The 25151-nt window shown below is 67.3% G+C and carries 16 protein-coding genes; 7 read left to right on the forward strand and 9 right to left on the reverse strand.

Translation table 11 applies throughout. The features are described from left to right. Positions 1-10: 10 nt before the first annotated feature. Positions 11-742: a type 1 glutamine amidotransferase gene (locus F4Y45_08460; GenBank protein ID MXY24540.1), complete on the reverse strand. Its 732-nt coding sequence runs from the start codon at positions 740-742 to the stop codon at positions 11-13. Positions 743-974: 232 nt separating this feature from the next. Between F4Y45_08460 and F4Y45_08465 the strand changes: the two genes are divergently transcribed. Then, positions 975-2120, forward strand: a complete 1146-nt coding sequence (locus F4Y45_08465; GenBank protein MXY24541.1) for a hypothetical protein — start codon at positions 975-977, stop codon at positions 2118-2120. Between the two features lie 10 nt (positions 2121-2130). On the opposite strand, the gene F4Y45_08470 is transcribed toward F4Y45_08465, so the two are convergent. From F4Y45_08470 to F4Y45_08495, 6 genes are all read right to left on the reverse strand, one after another. After that, on the reverse strand, positions 2131-3402 hold the full coding sequence (locus F4Y45_08470; protein MXY24542.1) for a hypothetical protein: 1272 nt from the start codon (positions 3400-3402) through the stop codon (positions 2131-2133). After that, a complete protein-coding gene (locus F4Y45_08475) occupies positions 3399-4004 on the reverse strand; it encodes a c-type cytochrome (protein ID MXY24543.1) in 606 nt (201 codons plus the stop codon). Before F4Y45_08475 ends, F4Y45_08470 begins: the two co-directional genes overlap by 4 nt. Beyond that, entirely contained in the window at positions 3946-4476 is a 531-nt protein-coding gene (locus tag F4Y45_08480) for a DUF3341 domain-containing protein (GenBank protein ID MXY24544.1), read from the reverse strand. The genes F4Y45_08475 and F4Y45_08480 overlap by 59 nt, the downstream gene beginning before the upstream one ends. After that, positions 4469-5725, reverse strand: a complete 1257-nt coding sequence (locus F4Y45_08485) for a hydrogenase (GenBank protein MXY24545.1) — start codon at positions 5723-5725, stop codon at positions 4469-4471. Before F4Y45_08485 ends, F4Y45_08480 begins: the two co-directional genes overlap by 8 nt. Before the next feature lie 101 nt (positions 5726-5826). Next, a complete protein-coding gene (locus F4Y45_08490) occupies positions 5827-8931 on the reverse strand; it encodes a molybdopterin-dependent oxidoreductase (protein ID MXY24546.1) in 3105 nt (1034 codons plus the stop codon). Continuing rightward, complete coding sequence (locus F4Y45_08495; GenBank protein ID MXY24547.1) at positions 8919-9626, reverse strand: cytochrome c3 family protein; 708 nt, start codon at positions 9624-9626, stop codon at positions 8919-8921. Before F4Y45_08495 ends, F4Y45_08490 begins: the two co-directional genes overlap by 13 nt. A gap of 8 nt (positions 9627-9634) precedes the next feature. Here F4Y45_08495 and acnA point away from each other — a divergent pair, with 8 nt between their 5' ends. From acnA to carB, 5 genes are all read left to right on the forward strand, one after another. Continuing rightward, positions 9635-12331, forward strand: coding sequence for an aconitate hydratase AcnA (gene acnA / locus F4Y45_08500; GenBank protein ID MXY24548.1), 2697 nt, complete (start codon positions 9635-9637; stop codon positions 12329-12331). 81 nt (positions 12332-12412) lie between these two features. Further along, complete coding sequence (locus F4Y45_08505) at positions 12413-14254, forward strand: oligoendopeptidase F family protein (GenBank protein MXY24549.1); 1842 nt, start codon at positions 12413-12415, stop codon at positions 14252-14254. A gap of 142 nt (positions 14255-14396) precedes the next feature. Next, the gene (locus F4Y45_08510) at positions 14397-16184 is read left to right on the forward strand and encodes a PEGA domain-containing protein (GenBank protein ID MXY24550.1); all 1788 of its coding nucleotides are present in this window, start codon (positions 14397-14399) and stop codon (positions 16182-16184) included. A gap of 13 nt (positions 16185-16197) precedes the next feature. Then, positions 16198-17415 (forward strand): glutamine-hydrolyzing carbamoyl-phosphate synthase small subunit, encoded by a 1218-nt coding sequence (gene carA / locus F4Y45_08515; GenBank protein ID MXY24551.1) that lies wholly within the window; start codon positions 16198-16200, stop codon positions 17413-17415. Between the two features lie 31 nt (positions 17416-17446). Then, on the forward strand, positions 17447-20710 hold the full coding sequence (gene carB, locus F4Y45_08520) for a carbamoyl-phosphate synthase large subunit (GenBank protein MXY24552.1): 3264 nt from the start codon (positions 17447-17449) through the stop codon (positions 20708-20710). Between the two features lie 33 nt (positions 20711-20743). On the opposite strand, the gene F4Y45_08525 is transcribed toward carB, so the two are convergent. After that, the gene (locus F4Y45_08525) at positions 20744-21571 is read right to left on the reverse strand and encodes an MBL fold metallo-hydrolase (protein MXY24553.1); all 828 of its coding nucleotides are present in this window, start codon (positions 21569-21571) and stop codon (positions 20744-20746) included. On the opposite strand from F4Y45_08525, the gene mazG reads away from it, so the two are divergent. Beyond that, positions 21522-22487, forward strand: a complete 966-nt coding sequence (gene mazG, locus F4Y45_08530) for a nucleoside triphosphate pyrophosphohydrolase (protein ID MXY24554.1) — start codon at positions 21522-21524, stop codon at positions 22485-22487. The genes F4Y45_08525 and mazG overlap by 50 nt on opposite strands. Positions 22488-22524: 37 nt before the next feature. On the opposite strand, the gene F4Y45_08535 is transcribed toward mazG, so the two are convergent. Continuing rightward, the gene (locus F4Y45_08535; GenBank protein MXY24555.1) at positions 22525-25113 is read right to left on the reverse strand and encodes a DUF4131 domain-containing protein; all 2589 of its coding nucleotides are present in this window, start codon (positions 25111-25113) and stop codon (positions 22525-22527) included. Positions 25114-25151 lie beyond the last annotated feature (38 nt).

Raw genomic sequence — 25151 nt, forward strand, 5'->3', positions numbered from 1 at the left:
ACGGCAAGACTCAGCCCCCCTGCCGCTCCGTCGTGAAACGCCCTTCCGCGAGTGCTCCGGCCAGCAGGTAAGTCAGCAGTTCCTTCATCGAGCGGTTGGCCTCCGCGTAGCGCTCCGTGGGGGCCTCGCGGAGATCAGCCTCCGATTGCACATAGGGTCCCGGGACCAGCTCGTCCCGGCAGTGCTCGACCAGCGACGTCACGCTGGCGGGTGTCGTCTCCAGATGGAATTGGAGGGCGACCACGTTTTGGCCGACCTGAAACGCCTGATTCTCGCAGGCCGCGCTACGGGCCAGGCGCACGGCGCCATCGGGAAGATCGAAGGTCTCCCCGTGCCAGTGGAAGACGAGGCTCTCGGGCGGGAACTGAAAGCACGGCGCTACGCCCGGGACTCCCTGAACGGGGAACCAGCCAATCTCCGGGGCAGAACCACGGTAGACGCGGGCGCCGAGCGCGCTTGCGATCAACTGCGCGCCCAGGCAGACGCCCAGCACCGGGATTCCGCGCGCCACGGCGTCGCGCACCAGTTGTTTCTCGGGCCGCAGCCAGGGCAGCGTGTCCTCGTCGTTGACGCTCATCGGCCCGCCCAGCGCGACAAGGGCGTCGATCTCGTCGGCGCCTGGCAGTGGGTCGCCGGCGAATAGCCGGGTGGTCTCAGTGTCCACGCCTTGTGCCGCGAGCCAGTCGCCGATACTGCCCGGGCCTTCGAACGGAACGTGCTGAAGCACCTGCACCTGCTTCATTTGCCGATGTGTGTGTCCCCTGAAAACGGTGGTGCCCCGGTCGTTAATTCCATATTAACTAAATGAGTGGTACATAAGAATAAACGGGATTTGGAATTGACTCAATATTAATTTAAAAGGGTTTGCATTTAATAAGCACCCCATGCGCACCGCAATGCCGTCTGGCTCCCGCGTTAAGCTGCTACAAGATCCTCGATGACAGGACGTGCGGCCCAACAAAGTGGGGTGAGAAATGATGCGACGCGCGAGGTTCCGGGTATACCTGGGCGGACCGATTTCCGGCTGCAACGAGACCCAGCGGCGGGAGTGGCGCCAGCAGGTCAAGAAGAAATACGGAAGCCAGTTGGACTTCATTGACCCGACCGACAACCTCGTCGGCAGAGACGCGTCGCCGTACGAGTTCGTGCAGGCGGATCTGAAGGCAATCGAAGATGCGGACGGGCTACTGGTCAACATGTGGCGCGAGTCCATCGGATCGGCGATGGGAGTAGTGCATGCGCACCGACACGGTAGACCGGTGGTGGTGGCCGATCCGAACCGATTGCGACAGAAGATGCTGGAGTTCTACGCCGACGAGGTGGTCGAATTGCCGCTCAAGGGAGCGAACTCCCTGCTCGATCTGTTAAGGGCGGAGGGGAACTGGCTAGTTCTCAAGTCCGGCGGCAAGCCTGAAGAACCATTCCAGCGCCAGAAGATCATCGAGGCGGTCCGCTCCGCCTGCCGGCAGGCAAAGTCGGACTACATCGCCGGGCCGGGACTCGTGCTGCCGGGTGTGATCAAGCACTTACGCGGCAGCACGCGGCGCCTGAAGCACTCCGTGACGACCAGCGACATCAATACGGCCGTCATGGAGGTCTTGGTGAAGCTGGAAGACGACCCGCTGGCTGCCGGTGCGATACACGGCGTACGTGAGGTCTGGCACACCCGGATGGAGGAGAAGCGCAGGCCACCGATGGGTACGACTCGCGCGCGTCCGGAAACGGCGCGTGACGGGACGAGCAGCCCCTACGGTTCGCGCGATGTAGCCTTGCCCATCACCAGCCCGAAGTCGCACGCAACGATCTGGGGGAAGGGCGTCAAGAAACTCGAGGACGTTCCGTCCGCCAAGGCACGCGAAGTGCTACAAACCATCATGTCAGTGCCCGGATTGACCTCAATCACGCTCGGACCCTTCGGCCGGAAAGGAACACGGAAGCACTGCCAAGCGACCGTGACGGCGTCGCCAACGCCATACGTCGTCGAGGGCATTCTCTACGACCATGGTCCGAAAGGAACGACGCAGACATTCCAGGTGCGCGTGCAACAGGAGCATGAGAAGGCGAGCATTGCAAACGAGATTGAGCGGAGACTGAGGGGCAGCGGCCGGTGGGCGAATTAGCGCTGGACCGCTAGTGCAGGCCGGTGGAGGCGGCCAGCTTCGGATCGGAAACCGGCAGGGTTGGAAAGCGCTCGAGGAAGGAGAGATAGCACCAGGCGAAGAGTCCGCCGACGCCTGCCGTCATCAGCAGCTCTGGGATCCCCAGCGGGAGAGTCGCCTCGTGCCAGAGCGACGGGGCAACGAGGATGAAGCGCTCCAGCCACATGCCGGCGAGGGCGATGCCGGCAATCGTGGCGAGCCCCTTCGGGCGCATCTTGAGCGCGCGGCTCAACAGCGTAGCGAACGGGATCGCGAACGCGGCGGCGGCAACGGTCCAGGCGATGACGGTCCATTGGCCGTGCATCCGGTGGTAGATGAACTCGGTTTCTTCCGCCAGGTCGCCGTACCAGATCACCAGGTACTGCGACCAGAACATGTAGGCCCAGAGAATCGAAAAGCCGAAGAGCAGCTTGCCGATGTCGTGGAGCTGCTGGCGACTGACCGCGGCGCCTATCCCGATGGGTCCGCTTCCAACCGCGGCGACGATCGCGAGGAACGCCAGGCCGGAGAACAGCGCTCCGATGAAGTAGTAGCCGCCGAAAAGGGTTGAGAACCAGTGCGGTTCCAGCGACATCACGAAGTCGAAGGCGATTAGCGTATAGACCCAGCCATAGGCGATCAGCAGCGCCACCGCCAGGCGGTCCTGCGAGCGCTGGCCAGCCTCGCGCTCGCTGCCGATGCCGCGCCAGTCCGCGATGCAACGGGCGGCAAGCCCGCTGACGGGCCGCTCGCCGGATTCGTGCAGCATCCCGACGTCGGGTCGGACCGAACGGTAGATATAAACCAGACTCAGGCCGCTCAGGAGCGCGATGGCGACCACTTCGCGCGCGACGAAGAACGGGACGTTCAGCCACGCGGCCTTTGCTTCCACCGGCTCCGCGACCCACGGCGCCCAGACTCCGATGCCTGCCAGCAGGACCAGCGTCAGGATGAATGCCGCGGGCAGGAAGGCGCCGGTCGCTTCCGCGACCCGCTTCAGGGGGCGTCCCCAGCCGGCCGACGTAGCCTGGAGCAACGCGGAAAAAACCACGCCCGCCTGTGCCAGGCCGGCGAAGAAGAGAACGTTCACGAGCAACGCCTGCCAGACGCGTCCCGCATCGTCCAGCAGGACATAGGCCAGGAAGGCGAGCGCGCCCGCCCCCGCAGCGGCCAGAAACACGTTCTTCAACTGCGGCGGCGCCACGTATGGCGGCGCTAGCGCGCCGCCGGAGTCCGTCGGCGTGTGATCCGTCGCGGTATTCACGGGGACGACCTCGCCCGGGCGGATGCGCCGTCGGGGTCAAGGGTTCGGAGGTGGTGAACCAGGGCCCAGCGTTCATCGATGCTGAGCGCATCGGCGAATCGTGGCATGTTGCGCCCACCCTCGCGGATGATCGAGTAGACGAAACCGTCCGGGTAGTTGAGGACGTAACGCTGCGTCAAGTCGGGCATCCGGCGGTACCGGTCGGCGAGTTGGCCGTCGCCGGCGCCGGCGTCACCGTGGCAGAGGGCGCAGTAGGCGGCATACAGGGCGGCCCCGTCGGCCAGAACTTCCGGCGTCGGCTCCAGGGGGTTCGTCAACGCAAGACGCGCCTCGCGCCGGTTCAGCAACCGGTGCCCGTCTATTGCCATTGTGTGTTCAGGCAACGACCGCGCCGCCGTTTCCTGCGGCAGCACCGCCGGTCCGGTCCACATGTTCCGGATCCAGGTGCGAGCCTCAGGGTCGCGCGGTTCCGTCTGCGCCGCGCAGCCAGCACCTCCGGCGGCGGCGACGAAGGTGGTCAGCGCGAGGACCGACAGCTTGGTTCTATCCATCGGATCGGATCTCCAGCGCGCCCGCCGCCTCGAGCGCGGCGCGGGCGACATCGCTCTGCGCTTCGCCGTCGCACGGCACCAGGACGCCGAAGCAGTCGTGCGAGAAGCGCGGGTCGAGAGCAAGGGTTGTGGCCGGACGCGACAATCCGGGCAGCCGAGGAAGGCGCGACAGCGTCAGGAACCCGAGCATGCCGGCGAGCGCGCCGAACAGGATTGTCAATTCAAACGCAATTACGACAAATGGCGGGATCGAATAGAGCGCCTTGCCGCCGGTAATCAGCGGCCAGTCGTAGACGGTGGCCATGGGCAGCGCGAAGCCGCTGGCGCAGCCGAGGAGGGCGCCCACCAGCGTGAACGTGCGGACGGGACTGACCGGGTCGTCCAGCGCCGCTTCGATGTCGTGGTTGGGCGCCGGCGCGTACGCCGTCACGCCACCCAGGCCGTCGTCGCGGAGCCGCACAATGGCACGCGCGGCGTTTGCGCCGTCGCTGAATACGCCGATCAGGTGCGTCCCGCTAGCCAAGGTCGGACGCCTCCTTCATCTCGGTGATAGACACCGCGGGGAAGTTCTTCACGAACACCAGGAACAGGAAGAAGAACATCGAGAACGCGCCGAGGGTAATCGCACCCTCCACCCAGGTAGGCGTGTAGATGCCCGCCCAGTTGGCCGGGTTGAAGTCGTGCGACAGCGACGTCACGATGATGACGAACCGTTCTAGCCACATGCCGACGTTCACGAGGAGCGAGATGACGAAAAGCGCCGGCAGACTCGTCCGGATCCGCTTGGCGAAGAGGAACAGCGGGACGATTACGTTGCAGGTGAGCATCGCCCAGGTGAACAGCCGGTACTGCCCGAACATCCGATCGTAGAAGGCCGCTTGCTCATACGGGCTGCCGCTGTACCACGCGATGAAGAACTCCACCATGTAGGCGTAGCCGACGATCATCGACGTGAGAATGATCATCTTCGCCAGGTTCTCGAAGTGGTGGATGGTGATGTATTCCTCGAGCCCGAGCAGCCTGCGGAGCGGAATGAGCAGCGTGATCACCATCGCCAAGCCCGAGAAAATGGCGCCGGCGACGAAGTACGGGGCGAAGATGGTGCTGTGCCAACCTGGCAGGATGGACATCGCGAAATCCCACGACACGACGCTGTGCACCGACACCACCAGCGGTGTCGCCAGCGCGGCGAAGAAGGCATAAAGCGCCGTATAGTGGCGCCACCGCCGGGTCGAACCGTCCCAGCCAAGCGCGAGAACGCGGTAGATCGGCTTCCGCCAGTCGGTCGTCCGGTCGCGCGCCGCGGCAATGTCGGGAATCAGGCCGAGGTAGAGGAACATCGCGCTGACCGTCAAGTAGGTCGAGATCGCGAAGACATCCCAAACCAGCGGCGAGCGGAAGTTGACCCAGAGCTGGCGCTCGTTGGGGTAGGGGATCAGCCAGTAGAAGAACCAGGGGCGCCCTATATGGATGATCGGAAAGAGCCCCGCCGTCATGACGGCAAACACCGTCATCGCTTCTGACGCCCGTGCCACGGCGGTCCGCCACCGGGCGCGGAAGAGGAACAGCACCGCCGAGATCAGCGTGCCAGAGTGCGCGATGCCGACCCAGAAGACGAAGTTCGTGATGTAGACGCCCCAGTAGATCGGGTGCTGGTAACCGGCGACGCCCAGGCCGGCGCGCCACTGCACGGAGAAGGCGTATGCGCCAAACGTCAGGCCGCCAAGCGCCAGGGCGAGCGCGCCCAGGTAGGCGATGCCGGGCGGGCGCATCGTCCTGAGGATGTCGGCGTCGATTCGGGCGTACCGGACGCCCGCGGCCGCGGCGCCGCTCGTGATGTTGCCGGCCGCCCCCACCGCTGCGCCGGATCCGTTCACCGGAGCACCTTCCGGAGGTAAGTCACCCCCGGCCGCGTATTCGTTTCTGACAGCGCGTGATAGCCACGAGCATCCGCCGAGAGTTGCGACACGCGGCTGTTCGGGTCGTTCAGGTCGCCGAAGACAATCGCCTGCGCCGGACACGTCTGCGCGCACGCCGGGGTAACGTCGCCATCCTGCATCGGCCGGTCTTCGTCCCGCGCCAGATCGCGTCCTTCCGCGATCCGCTGCACGCAGAACGTGCACTTCTCCATGACGCCGGCGCTCCGCGGGGTGACGTCTGGATTCAATTGGAGTGGCAAGGGGTCGGGGAACTCCGCCTGGAACCAGTTGAAGCGCCGGACCTTGTAGGGACAGTTGTTGGCGCAATAGCGCGTCCCAACGCACCGGTTGTAGACCTGCGCGTTCAATCCCTCGTCGGTGTGGTACGTCGCGTATGTGGGGCAGACCGTCTCGCAGGGCGCATGATCACAGTGCTGGCAGAGCATCGGCAGAAAGCGTGTCTCTCCACCGGTCGCGCCGGTCGCCCCTGGGTCCGCCGTCGGCTCGACGAACCGATCGATGCGTAGCCAGGACATCGCCCGGCGCCATTGCATCTGGTCGGCGCCCAGCGTCGGCACGTTGTTCTCCGCGTAGCAGGCCGCGACGCAGGCGTTGCAACCCGTGCACGCGTCGATGTCGATCGCCATTCCCCAGCGGTGCTCCGGGTGAACCAGCGGTGGGTTGAGGGTGAGGTGCTCCTCCTCATGCGGAATGTCACCCGCATCGAGCGCCTGCTGCGTAACCGCCCGAGCCAGACCACGGCCATGCTGATCGAACGTACCCTGCAAACGATGCACCGGCCGGTGCAGTTCACGCGGCGTCAAATCGACCCTCGTGCCGGCAAAGCGCAGGCCGCGTGACGCGCCCGCCGGAACCGGATCGAGCAGGGCCAGGGGATTCGCTCCCCTGCCGCTGGCGTAGCGGCCCGCAGCGGTCTGTCCCTGACCAATCGGCATCGCGGCGGCCCCCGCATGGAGGTGCAGGTTGAGCAGAACTGTCGCCTCGACACGGCCGTGATCCGATTCGACGGTGACCAGTTGGTTTTCCTCGGCGCCGATCGCCGCCGCCGTCTCCGGGTGAAGTTCGATCCAGCTTCCCCAGGTCGCCTTCAGGATCGGATCCGGAATCTCCTGCAGCCATGGCCGGTTGGCGGCACGGCCGTCGTAGAAGTGAAGTGACGGGTAGGGGAGGAGCGTCAGCGCGCGTCCGTTGCCCGTGCCCGCCGCGTCGCGTGCCAGGGCGCCGAAGTCGAGACCGTCGAATGAGTCGTTCAGACTGACGGGCTCGGGTTCGACCAGCCACCAGAGCCCGCCCCGGCGAATCGCGTCGGCCCAGAAGTCCTCGAAGTCCTGCGGTTCGGGCGCTTCGGCATCGTCCGGCGCCTCGACCTCGTCGGGCGCGGCGGCCGCCTCCGCCGCGATCCGTGCCGCCTGCAGCGCCCGCCACCGCTCGCGCAGCACATCGTAGAACTCGCCGTCCGGCAACGTCGCCGGAACTTCGTTGTCCCCGGTTTCCGCGGCCGTTGCGTCCGCCTGAGCGTCCGCCAGCGCCGCGCGACCCACCGCCAGGAAGATGTCGCCCGTGTGCCGCGTGTCGTACAGCGGTCGCATCGCCGGCTGCATCAACCCCTCGACACCGGTGGCGAGCACGTGATCGCCCCACGATTCCAGCGGCGTGTGCGCTGGCAGAACGATGTCGGCGCGAGCCGTTGTGTCGTTCGGACTGGAGGCAATCGCAACGGCCAGCGGAACCTGTTCCATCGCCCCGGCGAAGTCGGCCGCCGCCGGCATCGTGTGGACCGGGTTCACCTGGTGGAGCACCAGCAGATCGATCTCGCCGGCGTGCATCGCCTCCGCGAGGGACGTCATGTCGGCGTACGTTGCGGCGCCGTCCCACATCGTCTCCGGCGCCATCCGGACGGTCGCGCCGATGTTGCCGGCAACGTAGTTCAGCAGCGCGACCGCCGCTGCCGCCTCGGCCCCATCGCTCCCCGACGCGGCGACCGCGCCGCCCGCCGCCAGCGTCCGTCCCGCGCCGGCCACGGGATCCGAAAAGGCGCGCGCCAACTCGGCAATTCGCTCCGCGGGTACGCCGCTTCGTTCCGCCGCCGTCTGGGGCGTCCAGTCGGCGACGACGCCGGCGATCCGCTCGAGCCCGGCTTCGTCCTCGACCTGCGCGCGGCCCTCGGCAACGATCACCTGCACCATCGCTGCGGCAATCGCGCCTTCGCTGCCGGGCTCAATCGCCACCCATTCGTCGGCGTTCGACGCAGTGAGCGAGAGGCGTGGCTCGAAGTGGACGGCACGCGCCCGCGCGCCGGTTGTCGAACCATCCGGCCGCCGGGCGTCGGCGTAATCGCGCGCATGCGCCACGCTGGCAAGCCAGGTCTCCAGGAAGTCCGCACTGAACGAAACCACCAGCTCCGCCCGGCTGAAGTCATGGTACGGCGCAGCCGCCCGGCCGAAGAGCGCGTCGTTGGCCGCGCGCATCGCTTCCCAGGCGTAAGTCTCGTAGCGCAGGCGACGCGCGCCGCCCACCGCCTGGCACCAGCGGTCGATCAGTGCGTCGAGGGTGCCGGTAAGCGCCGGCGTTACGACCGCGATGCGGTCGCCACGTCCCTCCGCGCGTAACGCCGCGATGCGCTCCGCCACTTCCGTTTCGGCGTCGTCCCAACTGACCGGCGCCAGGCCGTCCCGCCCTTCGCCCTCCCGGCGGCGGAGCGGTTCACGGTACCGGTCCGGGTCGTACAACCCCTGCAGCGACGACTGTCCGCGCACGCACAGCCCGCCCCGATTCACGGGATGCCGGGGATTCCCTTCTACCTTGATCGCGCGCCCTTCCCGCGTCTTCACCAGCACGCCGCAGCCGGTGGGGCACTCCCCGCAGACACTGGCATACCAGGTGGCGATGCCGGGAACGACGTCATCCGGCGGAATCACGTACGGAATGATCCGTTCCGGCGGGACCGGCGAGCAGGCTGCGGCCGCGGCGGCAGGGCCGGCGCTGCCGAGCATCCTGAGGAAGGTGCGCCGGCCGACCGTCTCCGTCAATGGTGACATATCAGGCAGTCGCGGGACGCGTCGTTGGCCTCGTGGCACTGGACGCACCAGCCCATCGTGAGTGAAGAAACCTGCCGGGCGATCGTCATCCCGCCCACGTCCCCGTGGCACTCGGCGCAGCCGAAGCCGGCGCGAAGATGCGCCTTGTGGTTGAACCGGACGTGGTCCGGCAGGTTGTGGACACGGACCCAGGGAATGGGTTGCTCGTTCTCCCAGTAGTCGAGCACTTTCAGGATCTCGGGCGCTTCCGCCAGGATGGCCTGATGGCAGCCGGCGCACCGCTGGACCGACGGAATCCCCGCTACCGGGCCGCGCCTTGCGTAGGCGTGGCAGAACTGACAATCGATCCCCGCCTGCTCGACATGGAGCGCGTGACTGAAGTCAATCGGCTGCTGCGGCGGCGCGCCCGGCTCCGTCGCTTCCGCGCCGGCAATGGCTGCTTCCGGCTGGCCATGCAGCACGACGCCCGGGATCATGCCGACGCCGGCGGCGAAAAAGGCCGCGCCGGCGGTCAGCAAGACCGCCGCGCCCACGCGTAGCGCGAGCCGGACAAGGGTGTGATGCGTCATACGGGGTCCGTGGAGTCGAGCCGTGCAGCGCAGGGTCGAAAACCGCGCGTATCTTACGGCGATCCGGGCGTTTCGGACAAGGCGGATTCGGCCGCCTTGCCCGTTCCGGCAACGATGGTGGATCATGGGCGGTTATGAGTAGTGACACGTTCGGTGTTCATCGGACGCTGAAGCTGGGCGCCGGGGCGGAAGTGGACTTCTACAGCCTTCGCGCGCTTCAGGCGGCCGGATTCTCCGGGGTGGGACGCCTGCCCTACGCGCTGAAGATACTCCTCGAGAACATGCTCCGGCGGGAGGATGGCGAGAGCGTCACCGCGGCCGACATCGAGGCGCTGGCGCGCTGGACTCCGGGAGCGGGCAAGGAAATCGCCTTCATGCCGGCGCGCGTGCTTCTGCAGGACTTCACCGGGGTACCGGCCGTGGTGGATCTGGCCGCGATGCGGGACGGCATCGCGCACCTTGGCGGCGACCCGGCCCGAGTCAATCCCCTGCAGCCGGCCGAACTGGTGATCGATCACTCGGTGCAGGTGGATCACTTCGCGACCGCCGACGCGTTCGACCTGAACGCCCAGCTCGAGTTCTCGCGCAACCGAGAACGCTACGCCTTCCTCAAGTGGGGGCAGGACGCGTTCGACAACTTCAAGGTGGTGCCGCCCGATACCGGGATCGTCCATCAGGTGAATGTCGAGTACCTTGCCCGGGTCGTCTGCCGCGACGCGATCGACCGAGGGCGGAGCGTGGCGTATCCCGACACGCTCGTCGGCACGGACTCGCACACGACCATGGTGAACGGCCTGGGCGTCGTCGGGTGGGGCGTCGGCGGAATCGAAGCCGAGGCAGCGATGCTGGGGCAGGCGATCTCGATGCTGATCCCGGAAGTGATCGGCTTCCGGCTTGCCGGCACGCTGCCCGAAGGGGCTACCGCGACCGACCTCGTGCTGACCATCACCGAGCGCCTCCGGCAGTACGGCGTGGTCGGCCGGTTCGTCGAGTTCTTCGGGCCGGGACTTGCCTCGCTCACGGTTGCCGATCGCGCGACGCTCGGCAACATGTCACCGGAGTACGGATCCACGGTGGCGATATGTCCAATCGACGGGATGACCCTCGACTACCTTTCCCTGACCGGCCGCGATCCGGCGCGGGTCGAGCTGGTGGAGGCCTATGCGAAGGCGCAGGGTCTGTTCGCCACCCCGGATGACGACCCGGTCTACAGCGACGTAATCGACTTCGATCTGGGCGCCGTCGAGCCGAGCTTGGCGGGACCCAAGCGCCCCCAGGATCGCGTGCCGCTACGGCGCGCCGCGTCGGCGTTTGCCGCCGTGCTCGAGGATCTCGGCGCGGGCCCCGACGGGGGCGCGGCAACGAACGGACGTGAGTCTGCGACACCTGGCAACGGCGCGGGCGCGCTCGACGATGGAGCCGTGGTAATCGCCGCGATTACAAGTTGCACCAATACGTCGAACCCGAGCGTCATGTTGGCCGCCGGCCTTCTCGCGCGCAACGCCGTCGCCCGCGGCCTTCGGCCGAAGCCCTGGGTGAAGACGAGCCTCGCGCCCGGTTCGATGGTGGTGACGGAGTACCTGCGCGCCGCTGGATTGCTGGAACCGCTGGCGCAGTTGGGCTTTGGACTCGTCGGCTACGGCTGCACCACGTGCATTGGCAACAGCGGTCCGCTGCCGGACGAAGTGGCTTCCGCGGTAACCGACCGCAACCTTGTCGTTGCGTCCGTCCTGAGCGGCAATCGGAATTTCGAGGGGCGCGTGCAGCCGCTCGTGAAGGCGAACTACCTCGCGTCACCACCGCTGGTCGTCGCGTATGCCCTCGCCGGGCGGATGACCGCCGATCTTGCCACCGAGCCGCTCGGGACCGACCGCGATGGCAATGCGGTCCATCTGCACGACCTCTGGCCATCGGCGGCCGAGGTCCAGTCGGCGCTCGCCTCCGCCGTCCGGACCGATCAGTTCATCAGCAAGTACGCGGCGGTCTTCGACGGCGACGCGCGTTGGCGCGGCCTCCCCGCGCCGGAAGGCGACCGCTTCGACTGGTCCTCGGATTCGACCTACGTCCGGCGTCCACCCTTCTTCGAGTCGCTGGTAGCGGACCCGGCGCCGCCGGGAGATGTCACCGGCGCTCGCGTGCTGGCCCTCCTGGGGGACAGCGTGACCACCGATCACATCTCGCCCGCGGGATCGATTCCCGCCGACGGTCCGGCGGGGCGGTATCTCACGTCGCTCGGAGTCGCTCCGAAGGACTTCAATTCATTCGGTAGCCGCCGCGGCAATCACGAGGTGATGATGCGCGGCACATTCGGCAACATCCGCCTCCGCAACCGCCTGGCGCCGGGCACCGAGGGTGGCTGGACCCGCCATCTGCCGGACGGCGAGCAGATGGCGATCTATGACGCCGCGATGCGCTACCAGGAAGAGGGAACGCCCCTCGTCATCCTCGCCGGCAAGGAATACGGCTCGGGTTCCTCACGTGACTGGGCGGCGAAGGGAACGATGCTCCTCGGCGTCCGCGCGGTCCTAGCCGAGAGCTTCGAGCGTATCCACCGGAGCAATCTGGTTTTCATGGGGGTGTTGCCGCTCGTCTTTGCGCAGGGTGAATCAACCGGGAGCCTCGGCCTGGCCGGCACGGAACGCTACGACCTGACCGGCATCGCGGGCGATGCCCTCGCTCCCCGTGCCGGTGTCCGCGTCCGTGCCACGCGACACGACGGAACGACGATCGACTTCGAGGCCACCGCCCGCATCGACACCCCGGAAGAACTCCGCTACTACCACCACGGAGGCATCCTGCCCTACGTCCTGCGTCGCCTGGCGGCGGCGTGATCGCAGAAAAGCGAGACGACCAGACAGACGGGAACGGCGATCGATCTGACGCTGGGCACCGTCATTCCGGGAGCACTGACGATGGCATCTGTCGTGACGGAACAACCAGCGCCGGCGCCCCTCGTGCCGGAGCAGATCGTGTGGGACCTGGCCGACCTCTATCCGTCAGTCGAGGCGTGGCGCGCAGCCAGGAAGGACATTGCGGGGCGGGCGGATGATCTTGCCCGGTTCCGCGGGACGCTGAGGGAGAGCGCGGGACAACTGGCCGACGCGCTCGACAGCGTGCGCAGTACCGAAAAGGACCTGGTCCGGCTCTTCGTGTATGCGTTCCTCAAGGCGGACGAAGACCGGCGCGTCTCCGAAGCCCAGGAGCGCCGCGGCGAGGCCTCGGCGCTGATGGCCAGGTTCGAGGAGGCGGCCAGCTTCATCGCACCGGAATTGCTGCAGATTGGCGCCGCGACGATTGAGCGTTTCATCACGGCGGAGCCACGCCTCGATAGGCACGCGTTCGGGTTGCGCGACACGCTTCGGCAGGCGGGCCACACGCTGTCCGACGAGTCGGAGGAAGTGCTCGCGGCGACCGGTTCGATGCGTCAGGGCCCGGAACGCATCTACGCCATGCTCTCCAGTTCGGACCTGCCGTTCCCGAGCGTGACGCTGTCGACCGGAGAGGAGGTACGGCTCGATCAGGCGGCATACGGGCGACACCGCGCGTCGCCCGTCCGTGAAGATCGGAAACTCGTATTCGACGCTTTCTGGGGAGCCTGGCGCAACTACGAGGCGACTCTCGGGCAGACGCTCGAAACGCACGTCAAGTCACACGTCTTCGAAGCGAAGGTGCGCAACTTCGACAGCGCGCTCGATCAGGCGCTGTTCGGGGCGAACATCCCGCCCGCGGTCTACCGCACGCTGATCGAAGCGGCCCACCGCCACCTGCCATCACTGCATCGGTACTTCCGGATCCGCCGGCGGCTGCTGGGTGTCGACGAATTGCGGTACTCGGATATCTATCCGCCGCTGGTGTTCTCCGACCGGGTCTACACATTGGACGAGGCTCGTGGCCTCGCCCTTGCCTCCGCCGCGCCGCTGGGGGCCGATTACCTCACGCTTCTCGGTGAGGGCCTCGCAAGCTGCTGGACGCATGTTTATCCGCAACCGGGGAAGGCGCCCGGGGCCTATATGTACGGCTCGGTCTACGACGTCCATCCGTACCTGCTGCTGAACTTCAACGGTGCCTACGATGACGTCACGACATTCGTTCACGAGTGGGGACACGCGGTCCACACCATGCTCGCCACGCGCGCCAATCCCTACGAAACGGCGGGCTACGCGACGTTCACGGCAGAAGTGGCGTCTACGACCAACGAAGTCCTGCTCCAGGAACACCTCCTTACGCGGGATCTGTCCGACGAGGAACGACTCTTCTACCTGGGCAGCGCGCTGGAAGGGATTCGCGGCACCTTCTTCCGACAGGTGATGTTCGCCGAGTTCGAGCTGGCGATTCACGAACTGGTGGAGCGGGACGAGGCGCTTTCAGGGGCCAGGCTGTCGGAACTGTACGAGCGGCTCGTCCGCCAGTACCACGGCTCTGACGAGGGAGTGCTCTCCTATGACACCGACTACGCGATCGAGTGGGCGTTCATCCCGCACTTCTACCGGAACTTCTACGTCTTTCAGTACGCCACGTCCATCGCGGGCGGGACGATGTTCGCCGACCGGTTGCTGACGGGCGACGGGACTTCCCAGGAAGCGGCTCGCCGGGACTACCTGGCGGTGCTCTCGGCCGGCGGCTCCGACTACGCCTACGACCTGCTTCGGAATGCCGGCATCGATCTCGCCACGGACGCTCCCTACGACGCCCTGATTGCCAGGATGAACCGTGTGATGGACGACATCGAGGCGATCCTGGCCCGCCGCGTCTAGCCCCTGCGCGCCGTCGTCCGTGCGCTTGGAGCCGGGCGCGGCCGCGTGGTACCATCCCCGGTTAAGCCGGGAGAGTACGGGACTGCCGACCGAGAGCGAGATTTCTTTTTCCACACCTGATGCATTCGGCCCCTACCGGGTAATGCACCAGATCGGTGTTGGCGTTCTCGGCCCCCTGTTCCGTGCCGCTGACGCCGCGGGAAACGTTGTTGCGGTCAAGTCCTTCCGGCTTGACCTGACGCCCGAGCAGGCGGAACGTTTCGGCGATGCCCTGCACGCCGTGATCGGCGTCGGGCTTTCCGATTCCTCCATCGTCCCGTTGCTCGACGCCGGTCTTGAGGCCGGCGTGCCGTTTCTCGTTTCCGAATGCGTCACCGGCAGCTCGCTCGACGTAGTCCTGCGCAACGAAGCAGGGCGTCCTGCCGGGGCGCCGGAAATCGTCGGCCGAATCGCTGCCGCGGTCGATGCCGCCCATGCCAGCGGCGTGATGCATGGCACGCTTCATCTGCGCGACGTGATCGTAGACGGCGACCGCGTCCGGGTGAGTGGTTTCGGGATCGCCAACGTGCTGGAACATGTGGGGTTGCGCGTACCCATCCGGCGCCCCTACGCCGCCCCGGAGCTGGTGGCGGGCCGACACTGGGGACCGGAGGCGGACCGCTACGCGTTAGCTGCGATCGGCTACGAACTCTTGACCGGGATGCGCGCAGCCGGCTCGGGTGAAGACGTGGTGGCGCGACTGCGTGATCTAGCCGGCATCGACGTGGCGGACCGGGCAGGGTTGCAGCAGGCTTTTCGGAATGGACTGGCCGAGGATCCGTCGCTCCGTCCTGCTTCCGCCAGGCGTTTCGCCCTGGCGTTCGCCACCGCGCTCGGCCAGCCCCTGGTCGAGCCGGACAGCGTTGGCGCGCCTCCGGCACCCGCGCCACTGGTCGAGACGGCGCCGCCAGAGGTGGACGGTGAGGCCGAACCACAGTCGTCGGGCGAGGCCGAATCCGTGTCTTCCGAGAAGGTCGAACCCACGTCGTCCGCGGAGGCCAGATTCGTATTGCCCGAGGAGACTGCATTTGAACTGGTGGCCGAACCGGCCACTCCCGATCCCGCACGAACCGCGAAGCCCATCGACTGGCCGAATGCGGCGGGAGCACCGTACCCGCCGGACGGCGCACGCGATGACCCCGACCTGCGCCCTGATGACGAGCAATTCACCGAAGAGGGCGACGAAGGGGACGGCGACACGCTTGCGGGGCCGGAAGCAGTACCGGTGAACCTGGCCTCCCGGCAAGGGGAGCACGCACCAACGGGGCGGGGACTGCTTCTACGGTCGGTGGGACCGGTGGGGATCGCGCTGGTGATCGGCGTCGGCTTGGCGTACGTCCTGGGCATGGAGGTGGGAGGGCCTGCGGAAGCGCCGAACGGCTCGTCCTCCGCTGCGACGACCGTTGCGGACACCGGCGGGGAAGCGGCGGCCCCGCCACCATCCCCGGCGGAATCCGTTAGTCCGCCTGCGGTGATGGACGGTGCGCCGCGGGCGACAGCCGGTTTCGAAGCGCCCGTACAGCGGCGGGTGACCGCGCCGGAATCGACACCGGTGGCCGTGCCGGGGGATGAGGCTCCCGCGCCAGCGCTACCGCCGACGGAAGCGTCCACGCCAGGCGAGCCGGTCGATCCCACTCCCGCGCGTCCAGCGCCCACCGCACCGACAGGCGCTGGATCGATCTACGTTCAGACGCGTCCGCCGGGCGCCATCGTGCTGCTTGACGGCGAACGGGTCGGCGTCACGCCACTGCTCTTGCCGGACGTCGCGGCGGGCCCCCACGAGGTGCGGTTCGAGTTGCCGGGCTACCTCCCGTGGGCGACTGATGTGGCAGTAGCGGCCGAGGAACAGAACCGCGTGGGCGCTTCACTGCAACCCGACGGAACCCGATGATCAAGACGGCAAAATGAAGGCGATCCTCGCGCTCGAAGACGGCACCTGGTACGAGGGAAACGCCGCTGGCGCCAGCGGTGCGGGCGACCGCGACGACGGCAGGGATTCCGCCGCGGTCCGCACCGCGTCCAATCCGCAGGCCGGCTCCGGGGCGGCCGCGGTCGGCGAGGTGGTCTTCAATACGAGCATGACGGGCTATCAGGAGATCCTGACGGACCCCTCCTACGCCGGGCAGATCGTGACGATGACCTGCCCGCAGATCGGCAACTACGGCGTCGCGCCGGCCGATGTCGAATCGGCGGGCCCGCAGGTGGCCGGCTTCGTGATGCGGGAGGAATCACCGATTCCCAGCAACTGGCGCGCCAGCGGATCGCTTCGGGATTACCTGGTGACGCACGGCATTGTCGCCGTTTCCGGCATCGATACGCGAGCGCTGACGCGTCGCCTGCGAAGCGCGGGGGTCATGCGAGGCGTCATCGGCACGGGTTCCGCCGTAGATCCAGCCGCTCTGGTGGCGCAGGCGAAGAATGCCCCCTCGATGGAGGGAGCGGACCTGGTGCGCGGGGTCACCTGCGGCGCCCCCTATGACTGGCGTCCGGACGAAGAGGCGGGAGCGCCCGGCTTCGTCCTCGACGTCGAACGGAACACCGGACGACGACTGCGCGTAGTGGCGTACGACCTCGGGATGAAACGGAACATCCTGCGCCGACTCTCCACCTATGGCTGCGACGTGCGCGTGTACCCGGCCGACGCGCCGGTGGCGGAACTGCTAGCGGAGAAGCCGGACGGTATCTTCTTCAGTAACGGCCCGGGCGATCCTGCCCCGGTCGACTACGCGATCCGGAATGCGCGCGGCGCCGTTGCGTCGGGACTTCCGGTTTTCGGCATTTGCCTCGGCCACCAGATTCTCGGCCTGGCGATGGGCGCGTCGACCTACAAGTTGAAGTTCGGCCATCGCGGCGCGAATCACCCGGTAAAGCAGCTCGATACCGGGAGGGTGGAGATCACGTCGCAGAACCACGGCTTCGCGATCGACCCGGAGTCGATTCCGGACGACGTGGAAGTAACGCACAGGAACCTGTACGACGGAACGATCGAGGGGCTGCGACACCGGAACGCCTCGGTTTCGTGCGTGCAGTATCATCCCGAGGCGTCCCCCGGACCGCACGACGCCGACTACCTCTTTGCCGGCTTCATCCAGGCGATGGAACGGCAGGCGGGTCGCCGGTGAACGGCCGATTCCCGACGCCTGCCCTGACGTAATGCCCCGCCGCACGGACCTCCAACGCGTCCTCGTCATAGGGTCGGGTCCGATCGTGATCGGGCAGGCGTGCGAGTTCGACTATTCGGGCACCCAGGCCTGCAAGGCGCTGCAGTCCGAGGGCCTCGAGGTCGTGCTGATGAACTCGAATCCGGCGACGATCATGACCGATCCGGATGTCGCCACGCGGACCTACGTCGAACCGCTGACCTGGGAGTATGCCCGCTCCGTGATCGAGCGGGAGCGGCCCGACGCGCTATTGCCGACCGTCGGCGGGCAGACCGCCCTGAACCTGGCGATCGAACTGGGCGAACGCGGCGTACTGGAAGAGTTCGACGTCACCCTGATCGGCGCCTCGCTCGACGCGATCCGCGTCGCCGAAGACCGTCTCGAGTTCCGGCGGGCGATGGAGTCGATTGGGATTGCCGTGCCCGAGAGCGCTTACGCCCGATCGTTCGACGAGGCGCTGGAGCTGGTCGAACGTTTTGGCTTCCCGGTGGTGCTCCGCCCGTCGTTCACGCTAGGCGGCGTGGGCGGCGGCATCGCCTACAACATGGAGGAGTACCGCGAGCTCGCCCGCCGCGGCATCACGCTGAGTCCGGTCGGCGAGATGCTGATCGAGGAGTCCGTCATCGGGTGGAAGGAGTTCGAGCTGGAGGTGATGCGCGACGGAGCGAACAACTTCGTCGTCGTCTGCTCGATCGAGAACATCGACCCGATGGGCGTGCACACCGGCGACAGCATTACCGTCGCGCCTGCCCTGACGCTGACCGACAAGGAGTTTCAGCGGATGCGCGACGCGGCGCGGCGCATCATCAACCGCGTCGGCGTGGAAACCGGCGGGTCGAACATTCAGTTCGCCATAAACCCGACGGATGGCCGGATGGTCGCCATCGAGATGAACCCGCGGGTCTCCCGTTCCTCGGCCCTCGCGTCGAAGGCGACCGGCTTCCCGATTGCGAAGATCGCGGCGAAGCTGGCCCTCGGCTATCGGCTGGACGAGATCCCCAACGACATCACGCGGCTGACGCCGGCATCGTTCGAACCGACGATCGACTACGTCGTCGTCAAGGTGCCGCGCTGGACGTTCGAGAAGTTCCCGAAGGCGGATCCGACCCTGACCACGCAGATGAAGTCGGTCGGCGAAGCAATGGCGATTGGCCGAACGTTCAAGGAAGCTTTCCTCAAGGGAATGCGTTCCCTGGAGATCGGTTCGAGCGGACTGCTGTTCCAGCGCAAGTCCGGCGATCGGGACGGTGGCCCGGACGACCTGCGCCGGCGGCTGATTTCACCCACCGACCGCCGGATGTGGGCCGTGTTCGAGGCCATCGAAGCGGGCTGGTCCGTCGAGCGGTTGCACGAGGCAACCGGCATCGATCCGTGGTTCCTCGCGCAGTTCACGGAGATCGTCGAATTGCGCCGCGCCGCGGCAGTGGTCGGCGCGCGCGAGATGTCGGACGAGCTGCTGCGCGTGCTCAAGCGGGCCGGCTTCGGCGACGAGCAGCTAGGCGTCATCCTGGGCATCGAGTCCCAGGCGATCTCCGCGCGGCGCGACGAAGCCGATCTGTATCCCGTCTACAAGCGCATCGATACGTGCGCCGCCGAGTTCGAATCGTTCACGCCGTACCTCTACAGCACGTACGAACCGGAGTGCGAGGCGGACCCGACGGACCGCCCCAAGGTGGTCATCCTCGGAAGCGGCCCCAACCGGATCGGTCAGGGGATCGAGTTCGACTACTGCTGCTGCCACGCCGCCTTCGCCCTGCGCGAGGAGGGCTACGAGACGGTGATGGTCAACTGCAACCCGGAGACGGTCTCGACCGACTACGACTCGGTCGACCGGCTCTACTTCGAGCCGCTTACGCTCGAGGACGTCAGCGCCGTCATCCGCCGCGAACGGCAGGGCGGCGGGCAGGTTTCCGCCATCGTGCAATTCGGAGGCCAGACGCCGCTCAAGCTTGCCCTCGGCCTGCAGGCGTCGGGCGTCAACATTATCGGGACATCACCCGACTCGATCGACCTCGCGGAGGACCGGAAGCGGTTTGCACAACTGCTTTGGGACCTCGGAATCCCGCAGGCGCCGCACGGCCTGGCTGTGTCGCGCGAAGAGGCGCGGCAGATTGCGAGCGAGATCGGCTTTCCGGTTCTGGTCCGCCCGTCCTACGTGCTGGGCGGCCGGGCGATGGCTATCGTTTACGACCCGGGCGCGCTGGACCGCTACGTCACCGAGGCGGTCGCGGCTTCGCCGGAGCATCCGATCCTGATCGACAAGTTCCTCGAGAACGCCTTCGAGCTGGACGTCGACGCGGTGGTGGACGCGACCGGCGCCGTCGTCATCGGCGGCATCATGGAGCACATCGAGGAAGCGGGGATCCACTCGGGCGACAGCTTCTGCGTCGTGCCGCCCTACCTGGTGGAGGAGCGGCACCAGGACACGATCCGCGACTACACCCGCCGGATTGCGCGGGCGCTGAAGGTGGTCGGCCTCCTCAACATTCAGTTCGCGATCCAGGATGGCACCGTCTACCTGATCGAGGTGAACCCGCGCGCGTCACGCACCGTCCCGTACCTGTCGAAGGCGACCGGCGTGCCGCTCGCCAAGGTGGCGGCGCGGCTGATGGTGGGGAAGACCCTCGCCGAGCTGGGACTCGAATCCGACCTGGACGTGGCCGGCGTGTTCGTCAAGGGTCCGGTCTTTCCGTTCGTCCGCTTCCCCGGCGTGGACACGATCCTGGGCCCCGAGATGAAGTCGACCGGCGAGGTGATGGGCGGAAGCGATTCGTTCGGAACCGCCTTCGCGAAGGCCCAGCTCTCGACGGGGCAGGGCCTGCCCGATGGCGGCCGCGCTTTTCTGAGCGTCAACGACGCGGACAAGCCGCTGTTGCTGCCAGTGGCGCGCGATCTGGCCGATCTCGGTTTCGACCTGCTCGCCTCGTCCGGCACCGCGGCGTACCTCCGGGCCCACGGCCTCGACGTGGACGTGGTCTACAAGATCAACGAGGGGCGGCCGCACGTCGGCGACCGACTGCTCGACCGTGAGGTGCAGTTGATCATCAACACGCCGCTCGGCCGCGAGTCGTTCTTCGACGACATCACGATGCGCCGGATTGCCATGTTCACCGGCGTGCCTTGCCTCACGACGATGACCGGCGCCGCCGCGACCGTCGCCGGGATCCGGGCGCTTCGCTCCGAGCAGCGAACCGTCCGGCCGCTGCAGGACTACCACGCTGGCGTCACGTCGGCTGCCGACACAGCGGGCGGCTGATCCGGTTACGGAGATGATCCGACCCGTTTGGGATCAGTAGTCCCCGGTCACGGACGCGGCTGCGGCCAGAAGTGCGGCATCCGGCGCCACATCCGTGGCGACGTCCAGTTCCAGCCCATCCCAGGCGAGCGACATGCTGTCAGGCAGCTCCGCGCAGGTCTGCGCGTGCGGGAGGTCGTGCGTCATGTGGGTGAACCAGGTCCGCCGGGCGCCGATTCGGCGCGCGGTCTCGACCGCCTCCGCCAGCGTGAAATGCGTCGGGTGCGGCTTGTGGCGGAGGGCATCCAGCACCAGCGTGTCAAGGTTCTCGAGCAGTGGCCAGGATGCCTCGGGGATGTGGTTGCAGTCGGTCAGGTACGCGAAGTTCCCGATCCGGAATCCGAGGACCGGCAGGCGGCCATGCAGGACCGGGACGGGGAGGATGGTGGCGCCGCCGAGCGTGAACGCTCCATCGAGCGGCCGGAGATCGAGCTGCGGCAGTCCGCCTCCCTTCTGCGCCGCAGCATCGAAGACATAGGCGAACATGCGCCGCACCTGCGTCAACGCGCGCTCCGCCCCGTACACCGGAATCGCCGCCCTCTGGCGGAAGTTGTAGATCCGCACGTCATCAAGGCCCAGGATGTGATCGGCATGCGCGTGCGTCAGCACGATGGCGTCGACGCGTGGGATGCGGAAGCGCAGCGCCTGCGCGCGCAGATCGGGCGAGGCATCCAGCAGGACCGAGCGGCCGTCGTCGAAGCGCAGCCAGAGGGATGGCCGTTGCCGGCGGTCGTGCGGATCGTCGGAGCGACAAACCTCACAGTCGCAGCCGATGACCGGCACGCCGGCCGAGGTGCCGGTCCCGAGGAAGGTGATCTGCATCGTAGGCCGCGGATGCCCCGCGGGCGACCTGCTAGCATACGCCACGGTGTCAACCATTCCCCCCGATGACGAGCGCGACAACGAACTGCGCGCCGCCGCCGACGGCTTCGCGCATCTCGTGTCGCTGATGCGCACGCTCCGTTCGGAGGAGGGCTGCGCCTGGGATCGCGAGCAAACGCTGGAATCGCTTCGCCCCTATGTGATCGAGGAGACCTACGAAGTGGTCGACGCGATAGATCGCGGCGACCCGGCAGCCCTCCGCGACGAGTTGGGTGACTTCCTCCTCGAAGCAGTCTTCCTGGCGCAGGTGGCGCACGAGCAGGGCGATTTCCATATCAGCGACTCGTTGCAGGCGATCTGCGACAAGCTAATCCGCCGCCATCCCCATGTCTTCCCGCCTGCTGCGGATGGGACCACCGCCGGCCACGGTGGTGTCGCGGCGGGAACATCGCTGACCTCCGATGACGTCAAGCGGCAGTGGGACGCCATCAAGTTGGAGGAACGGGCGGAGGCGGGAGAAGAACCGGGCCTGCTGGGCACGGTGCCGGAGAGCCTGCCCGCGTTGCTGCGCGCCTACCGGCTGGGCAAGCGTGCCGCGAGCGCCGGTTTCGACTGGCCCGATCCGTCCGGTGTCGAGGAGAAGGTCATCGAGGAGCTGGCCGAACTGGCGAACGCCCGTACCCAAGGTTCGCACGCCGCGATCGAAGAAGAGCTGGGCGACATGCTCTTCGCCATCGCCAATCTCGCCCGCCACCTCGGCGTCGATCCCGAAACGGCTCTGCGCAGCGCGAACCGGAAGTTCACGGAGCGTTTCACGAGGGTCGAGGCGCGCTTCCGCGATCGGGGCATAGAGCTGTCGGACGCCTCACTCGATGAGATGGAGGCGGAGTGGCGCCGGATCAAGACCGGCCTCTGAGCGGTTACCCGGTCCGGCTGTCTTCGGTACTCTCCGGTCAAGGCGCGGACAGCGTGAACCGACGGCCGCGGACGGTCGAAACGCCGACGCGGTCCCCGTCGGTGCAGAGAGCCACCGCGCCGTCGTAACCCGTCTGCAGTACTTCCACGCCGGCCCTCTCGTAGCGCGCGAGCACGTCCGGGTGTGGATGTCCGAAGAGGTTACGCCGGCCGGCGCTTACGACGGCCAGCGACGGATCGAGTGCCTGGATGAACGCCGCCGAGCTCGACGAACGGCTGCCATGATGCGGCGCTTTCAGAATCCGGAGCGCCGCAGGAACGAGAGCCGCCGCCACTGTCGGCTCCACCTCCTCGCCGATGTCACCCGGCAGGACAATCGAGACCTCGCCGTGACGCAGTTCGATGACGATCGAATCGTCGTTCCGGACACGGCGCCGCTCCCAGTCCGGGGCCGGCGGATGCAGAACGTGGAGGCCGATGTCGCCCATGGTGATACGGTCGCCGGCTCGTACCGTCCGCCACAACGCGCCCTCTTCCTCTGCGGCGGCCCGCAATCCGGCCAGAATCTCGGACGATGGCACGGGGACCCCTTCCCAGACCTCGCCCGGACGCAGGTCGCGGACGACAGCAACCCCGCCTCCCGCATGGTCCGGGTCACCATGGGTGATGGCGAGATAGTCGAGCGACCGGACTCCCAGAGCCCAGATTGCCGGCACGACGATGCGGGCGCCGATGTCGAACGGCCCCTGGAGCACGTCTCCCGCCGCATCCACCAGAAGCGTCTGCCCGTTTGGGAACCGGACCAGCGTGGCGTCCGCCTGATCGACGTCGAGCATGTGAACCCGCAGAAACCGTCGATCGGCGGGCTGGCCGACCCCGTCCCCCAGTAGCCCGCACGCATCGCCCGCCGGGGCGCCCGGCCACCCCGGAAAGGGAGCCGCGAGCATCACCACGGCGCTGGCGGTGACCATTCCCCGACCCAACCAGCGTTGCCACCAGCGGGCATCTCCCGAGAGCCAGACAATCCAACCGATGTAGTAGCCGCCGACAATGGGCAGCCACGGCGGTGGCAACCGCCAGGAGAGCGCGGGCGCCCAATCGGCGAACCGCGCCGATTCCACGATACCTGCCGACGCCAGGTGGGCCGTCCAGCCCGCGAGTGCGGCAGCGCCCACGAGGCCCGAGGCGTGCAGGCCGACCGCCGCCATCCCGGCCATCTGCGTTGCGGTCATCAACGGAATTGCCGCGAAGTTGAGCAGTAGGCCGGCGAGGGTGACCCGCGAGAAGTGGAGTACCGCAACCGGGAAGAGGGCCAGCTCCGCGCAAATGGTCGCAACCAGCAAACCGACAACAGCCGCCGCCAGATAGCGACTGCCGGTGGAGAGGCGCGAGCGGTTCGAGCCTGACGCAGGCGGAACGTCACCCGCGTTCGACTGGTCGGCCGAGGGCCACTGCGCGCCCAGCCACGCCATCATGCGCGGCACGCCGATGAGCAGGCCGGCCGTGGCGCCGAAAGTCAACTGGAATCCAGGATTGAACGGGGCGCGCGGATCGACCAGGGTCAGTCCACCAGCGGCCAGGGTCAGCGTGTTGATGGGGTCCGCACGCTGGTCGACAGCCTGCGCGGCCAGGACCACGATGGCGACGAACAGGGCGCGCGTCACCGAGGGCTCGGAAGCGACAACCTGCCCGTAGGCCAGCAGGGACACGATGACGATCACGGCCGGAAGGCGCCCCGCAAGACCCGCCAGCCGCAACAGGAGCAAGAGCAACGCGGTCAGGATGGCGATGTTGCCGCCGGAGATAGCGATCACGTGATACGTGCCGGCCCGCTGCAACCGATCCGTCATCTCCGGATCGAGGCCGGCACGGTCGCCAATCAGCACAGCCGTGACGATGGCGGCCGACTGCAGGTCGTACGTGCCGACCGTTGCGTTGATGGAATGACGTACCGCGGCCCGCATCCGTGCGCCCCACTCTTCCAGTGGAACGGCAGGCGCCAGCACGTTGACCAGCAGCGCGCTCTTGACCGATCCGATCAGGTGGATTCCGCGTGCGTAGAGGCGATCGAGCCCATCGGGTGTACCCGGATTGGCGTATCGCGCGGGTTGTCGCAGCGTCGCCGGCGCGCGGATCATGCGGCCGTTCCGCCACAAAGCGATGTGATCGGACACCAGTTCGCCGCCCACACTCAGGCGGACGACACCCTCCAAAGGGCGCCATCGGCCGTCGTGGCGAATCTGGCTCACGGCCACCGTGAGACTGCCGCCGTACGTCGTCGGCGCTGCATCCCCGACCAGCCGGCCCTCGACGACGGAGGTTCCTTCCGGTGTCTGACTCGGGTCTGGCCCGCCCCTTCCCTCGAACCAGTCGAGCAGCGACGGGCGCATTTCGCCTCGAGCGCCAATGCCTGCCGCAGCTCCCGCCATGAGCGTCCCCGCCATAACGAGCAGGAGCGTCACCCGCGGGGCTCGATCTACCTGAAGGAAGCCGCCGGCCGCCAACAGGGCTCCCGCGGCCAAGCCGACCAACGGGTGAAACCACACTTCCGGCAGCGCACCAGGGATCGCCGCAATTCCCCCACCGGTCAGAAGTGCGAACGCCAGCGGCGCCGCGGGGCGGATCACGCTCCGGGGCTGGAGCAAGATCCGGGCCAAGAACGGCA

The organism is Acidobacteriota bacterium, assembly GCA_009838525.1.
Lineage (GTDB): Bacteria > Acidobacteriota > Vicinamibacteria > Vicinamibacterales > UBA8438 > VXRJ01.

Excerpts from the sequence above, each read along its gene's own strand:
- acnA (MXY24548.1), top strand. The coding sequence starts at position 9,635 with ATGAGTAGTGACACGTTCGGTGTTCATCGGACGCTGAAGCTGGGCGCC.
- F4Y45_08510 (MXY24550.1), top strand. The coding sequence starts at position 14,397 with ATGCACCAGATCGGTGTTGGCGTTCTCGGCCCCCTGTTCCGTGCCGCT.
- F4Y45_08505 (MXY24549.1), top strand. The coding sequence starts at position 12,413 with ATGGCATCTGTCGTGACGGAACAACCAGCGCCGGCGCCCCTCGTGCCG.
- carA (MXY24551.1), top strand. The coding sequence starts at position 16,198 with ATGAAGGCGATCCTCGCGCTCGAAGACGGCACCTGGTACGAGGGAAAC.
- F4Y45_08485 (MXY24545.1), bottom strand. The coding sequence starts at position 5,725 with ATGCGCCCGCCCGGCATCGCCTACCTGGGCGCGCTCGCCCTGGCGCTT.
- F4Y45_08495 (MXY24547.1), bottom strand. The coding sequence starts at position 9,626 with ATGATCCACCATCGTTGCCGGAACGGGCAAGGCGGCCGAATCCGCCTT.
- F4Y45_08460 (MXY24540.1), bottom strand. The coding sequence starts at position 742 with ATGAAGCAGGTGCAGGTGCTTCAGCACGTTCCGTTCGAAGGCCCGGGC.
- F4Y45_08490 (MXY24546.1), bottom strand. The coding sequence starts at position 8,931 with ATGTCACCATTGACGGAGACGGTCGGCCGGCGCACCTTCCTCAGGATG.
- F4Y45_08525 (MXY24553.1), bottom strand. The coding sequence starts at position 21,571 with ATGCAGATCACCTTCCTCGGGACCGGCACCTCGGCCGGCGTGCCGGTC.
- carB (MXY24552.1), top strand. The coding sequence starts at position 17,447 with ATGCCCCGCCGCACGGACCTCCAACGCGTCCTCGTCATAGGGTCGGGT.
- mazG (MXY24554.1), top strand. The coding sequence starts at position 21,522 with ATGACCGGCACGCCGGCCGAGGTGCCGGTCCCGAGGAAGGTGATCTGC.
- F4Y45_08475 (MXY24543.1), bottom strand. The coding sequence starts at position 4,004 with ATGTCGCCCGCGCCGCGCTCGAGGCGGCGGGCGCGCTGGAGATCCGAT.
- F4Y45_08465 (MXY24541.1), top strand. The coding sequence starts at position 975 with ATGATGCGACGCGCGAGGTTCCGGGTATACCTGGGCGGACCGATTTCC.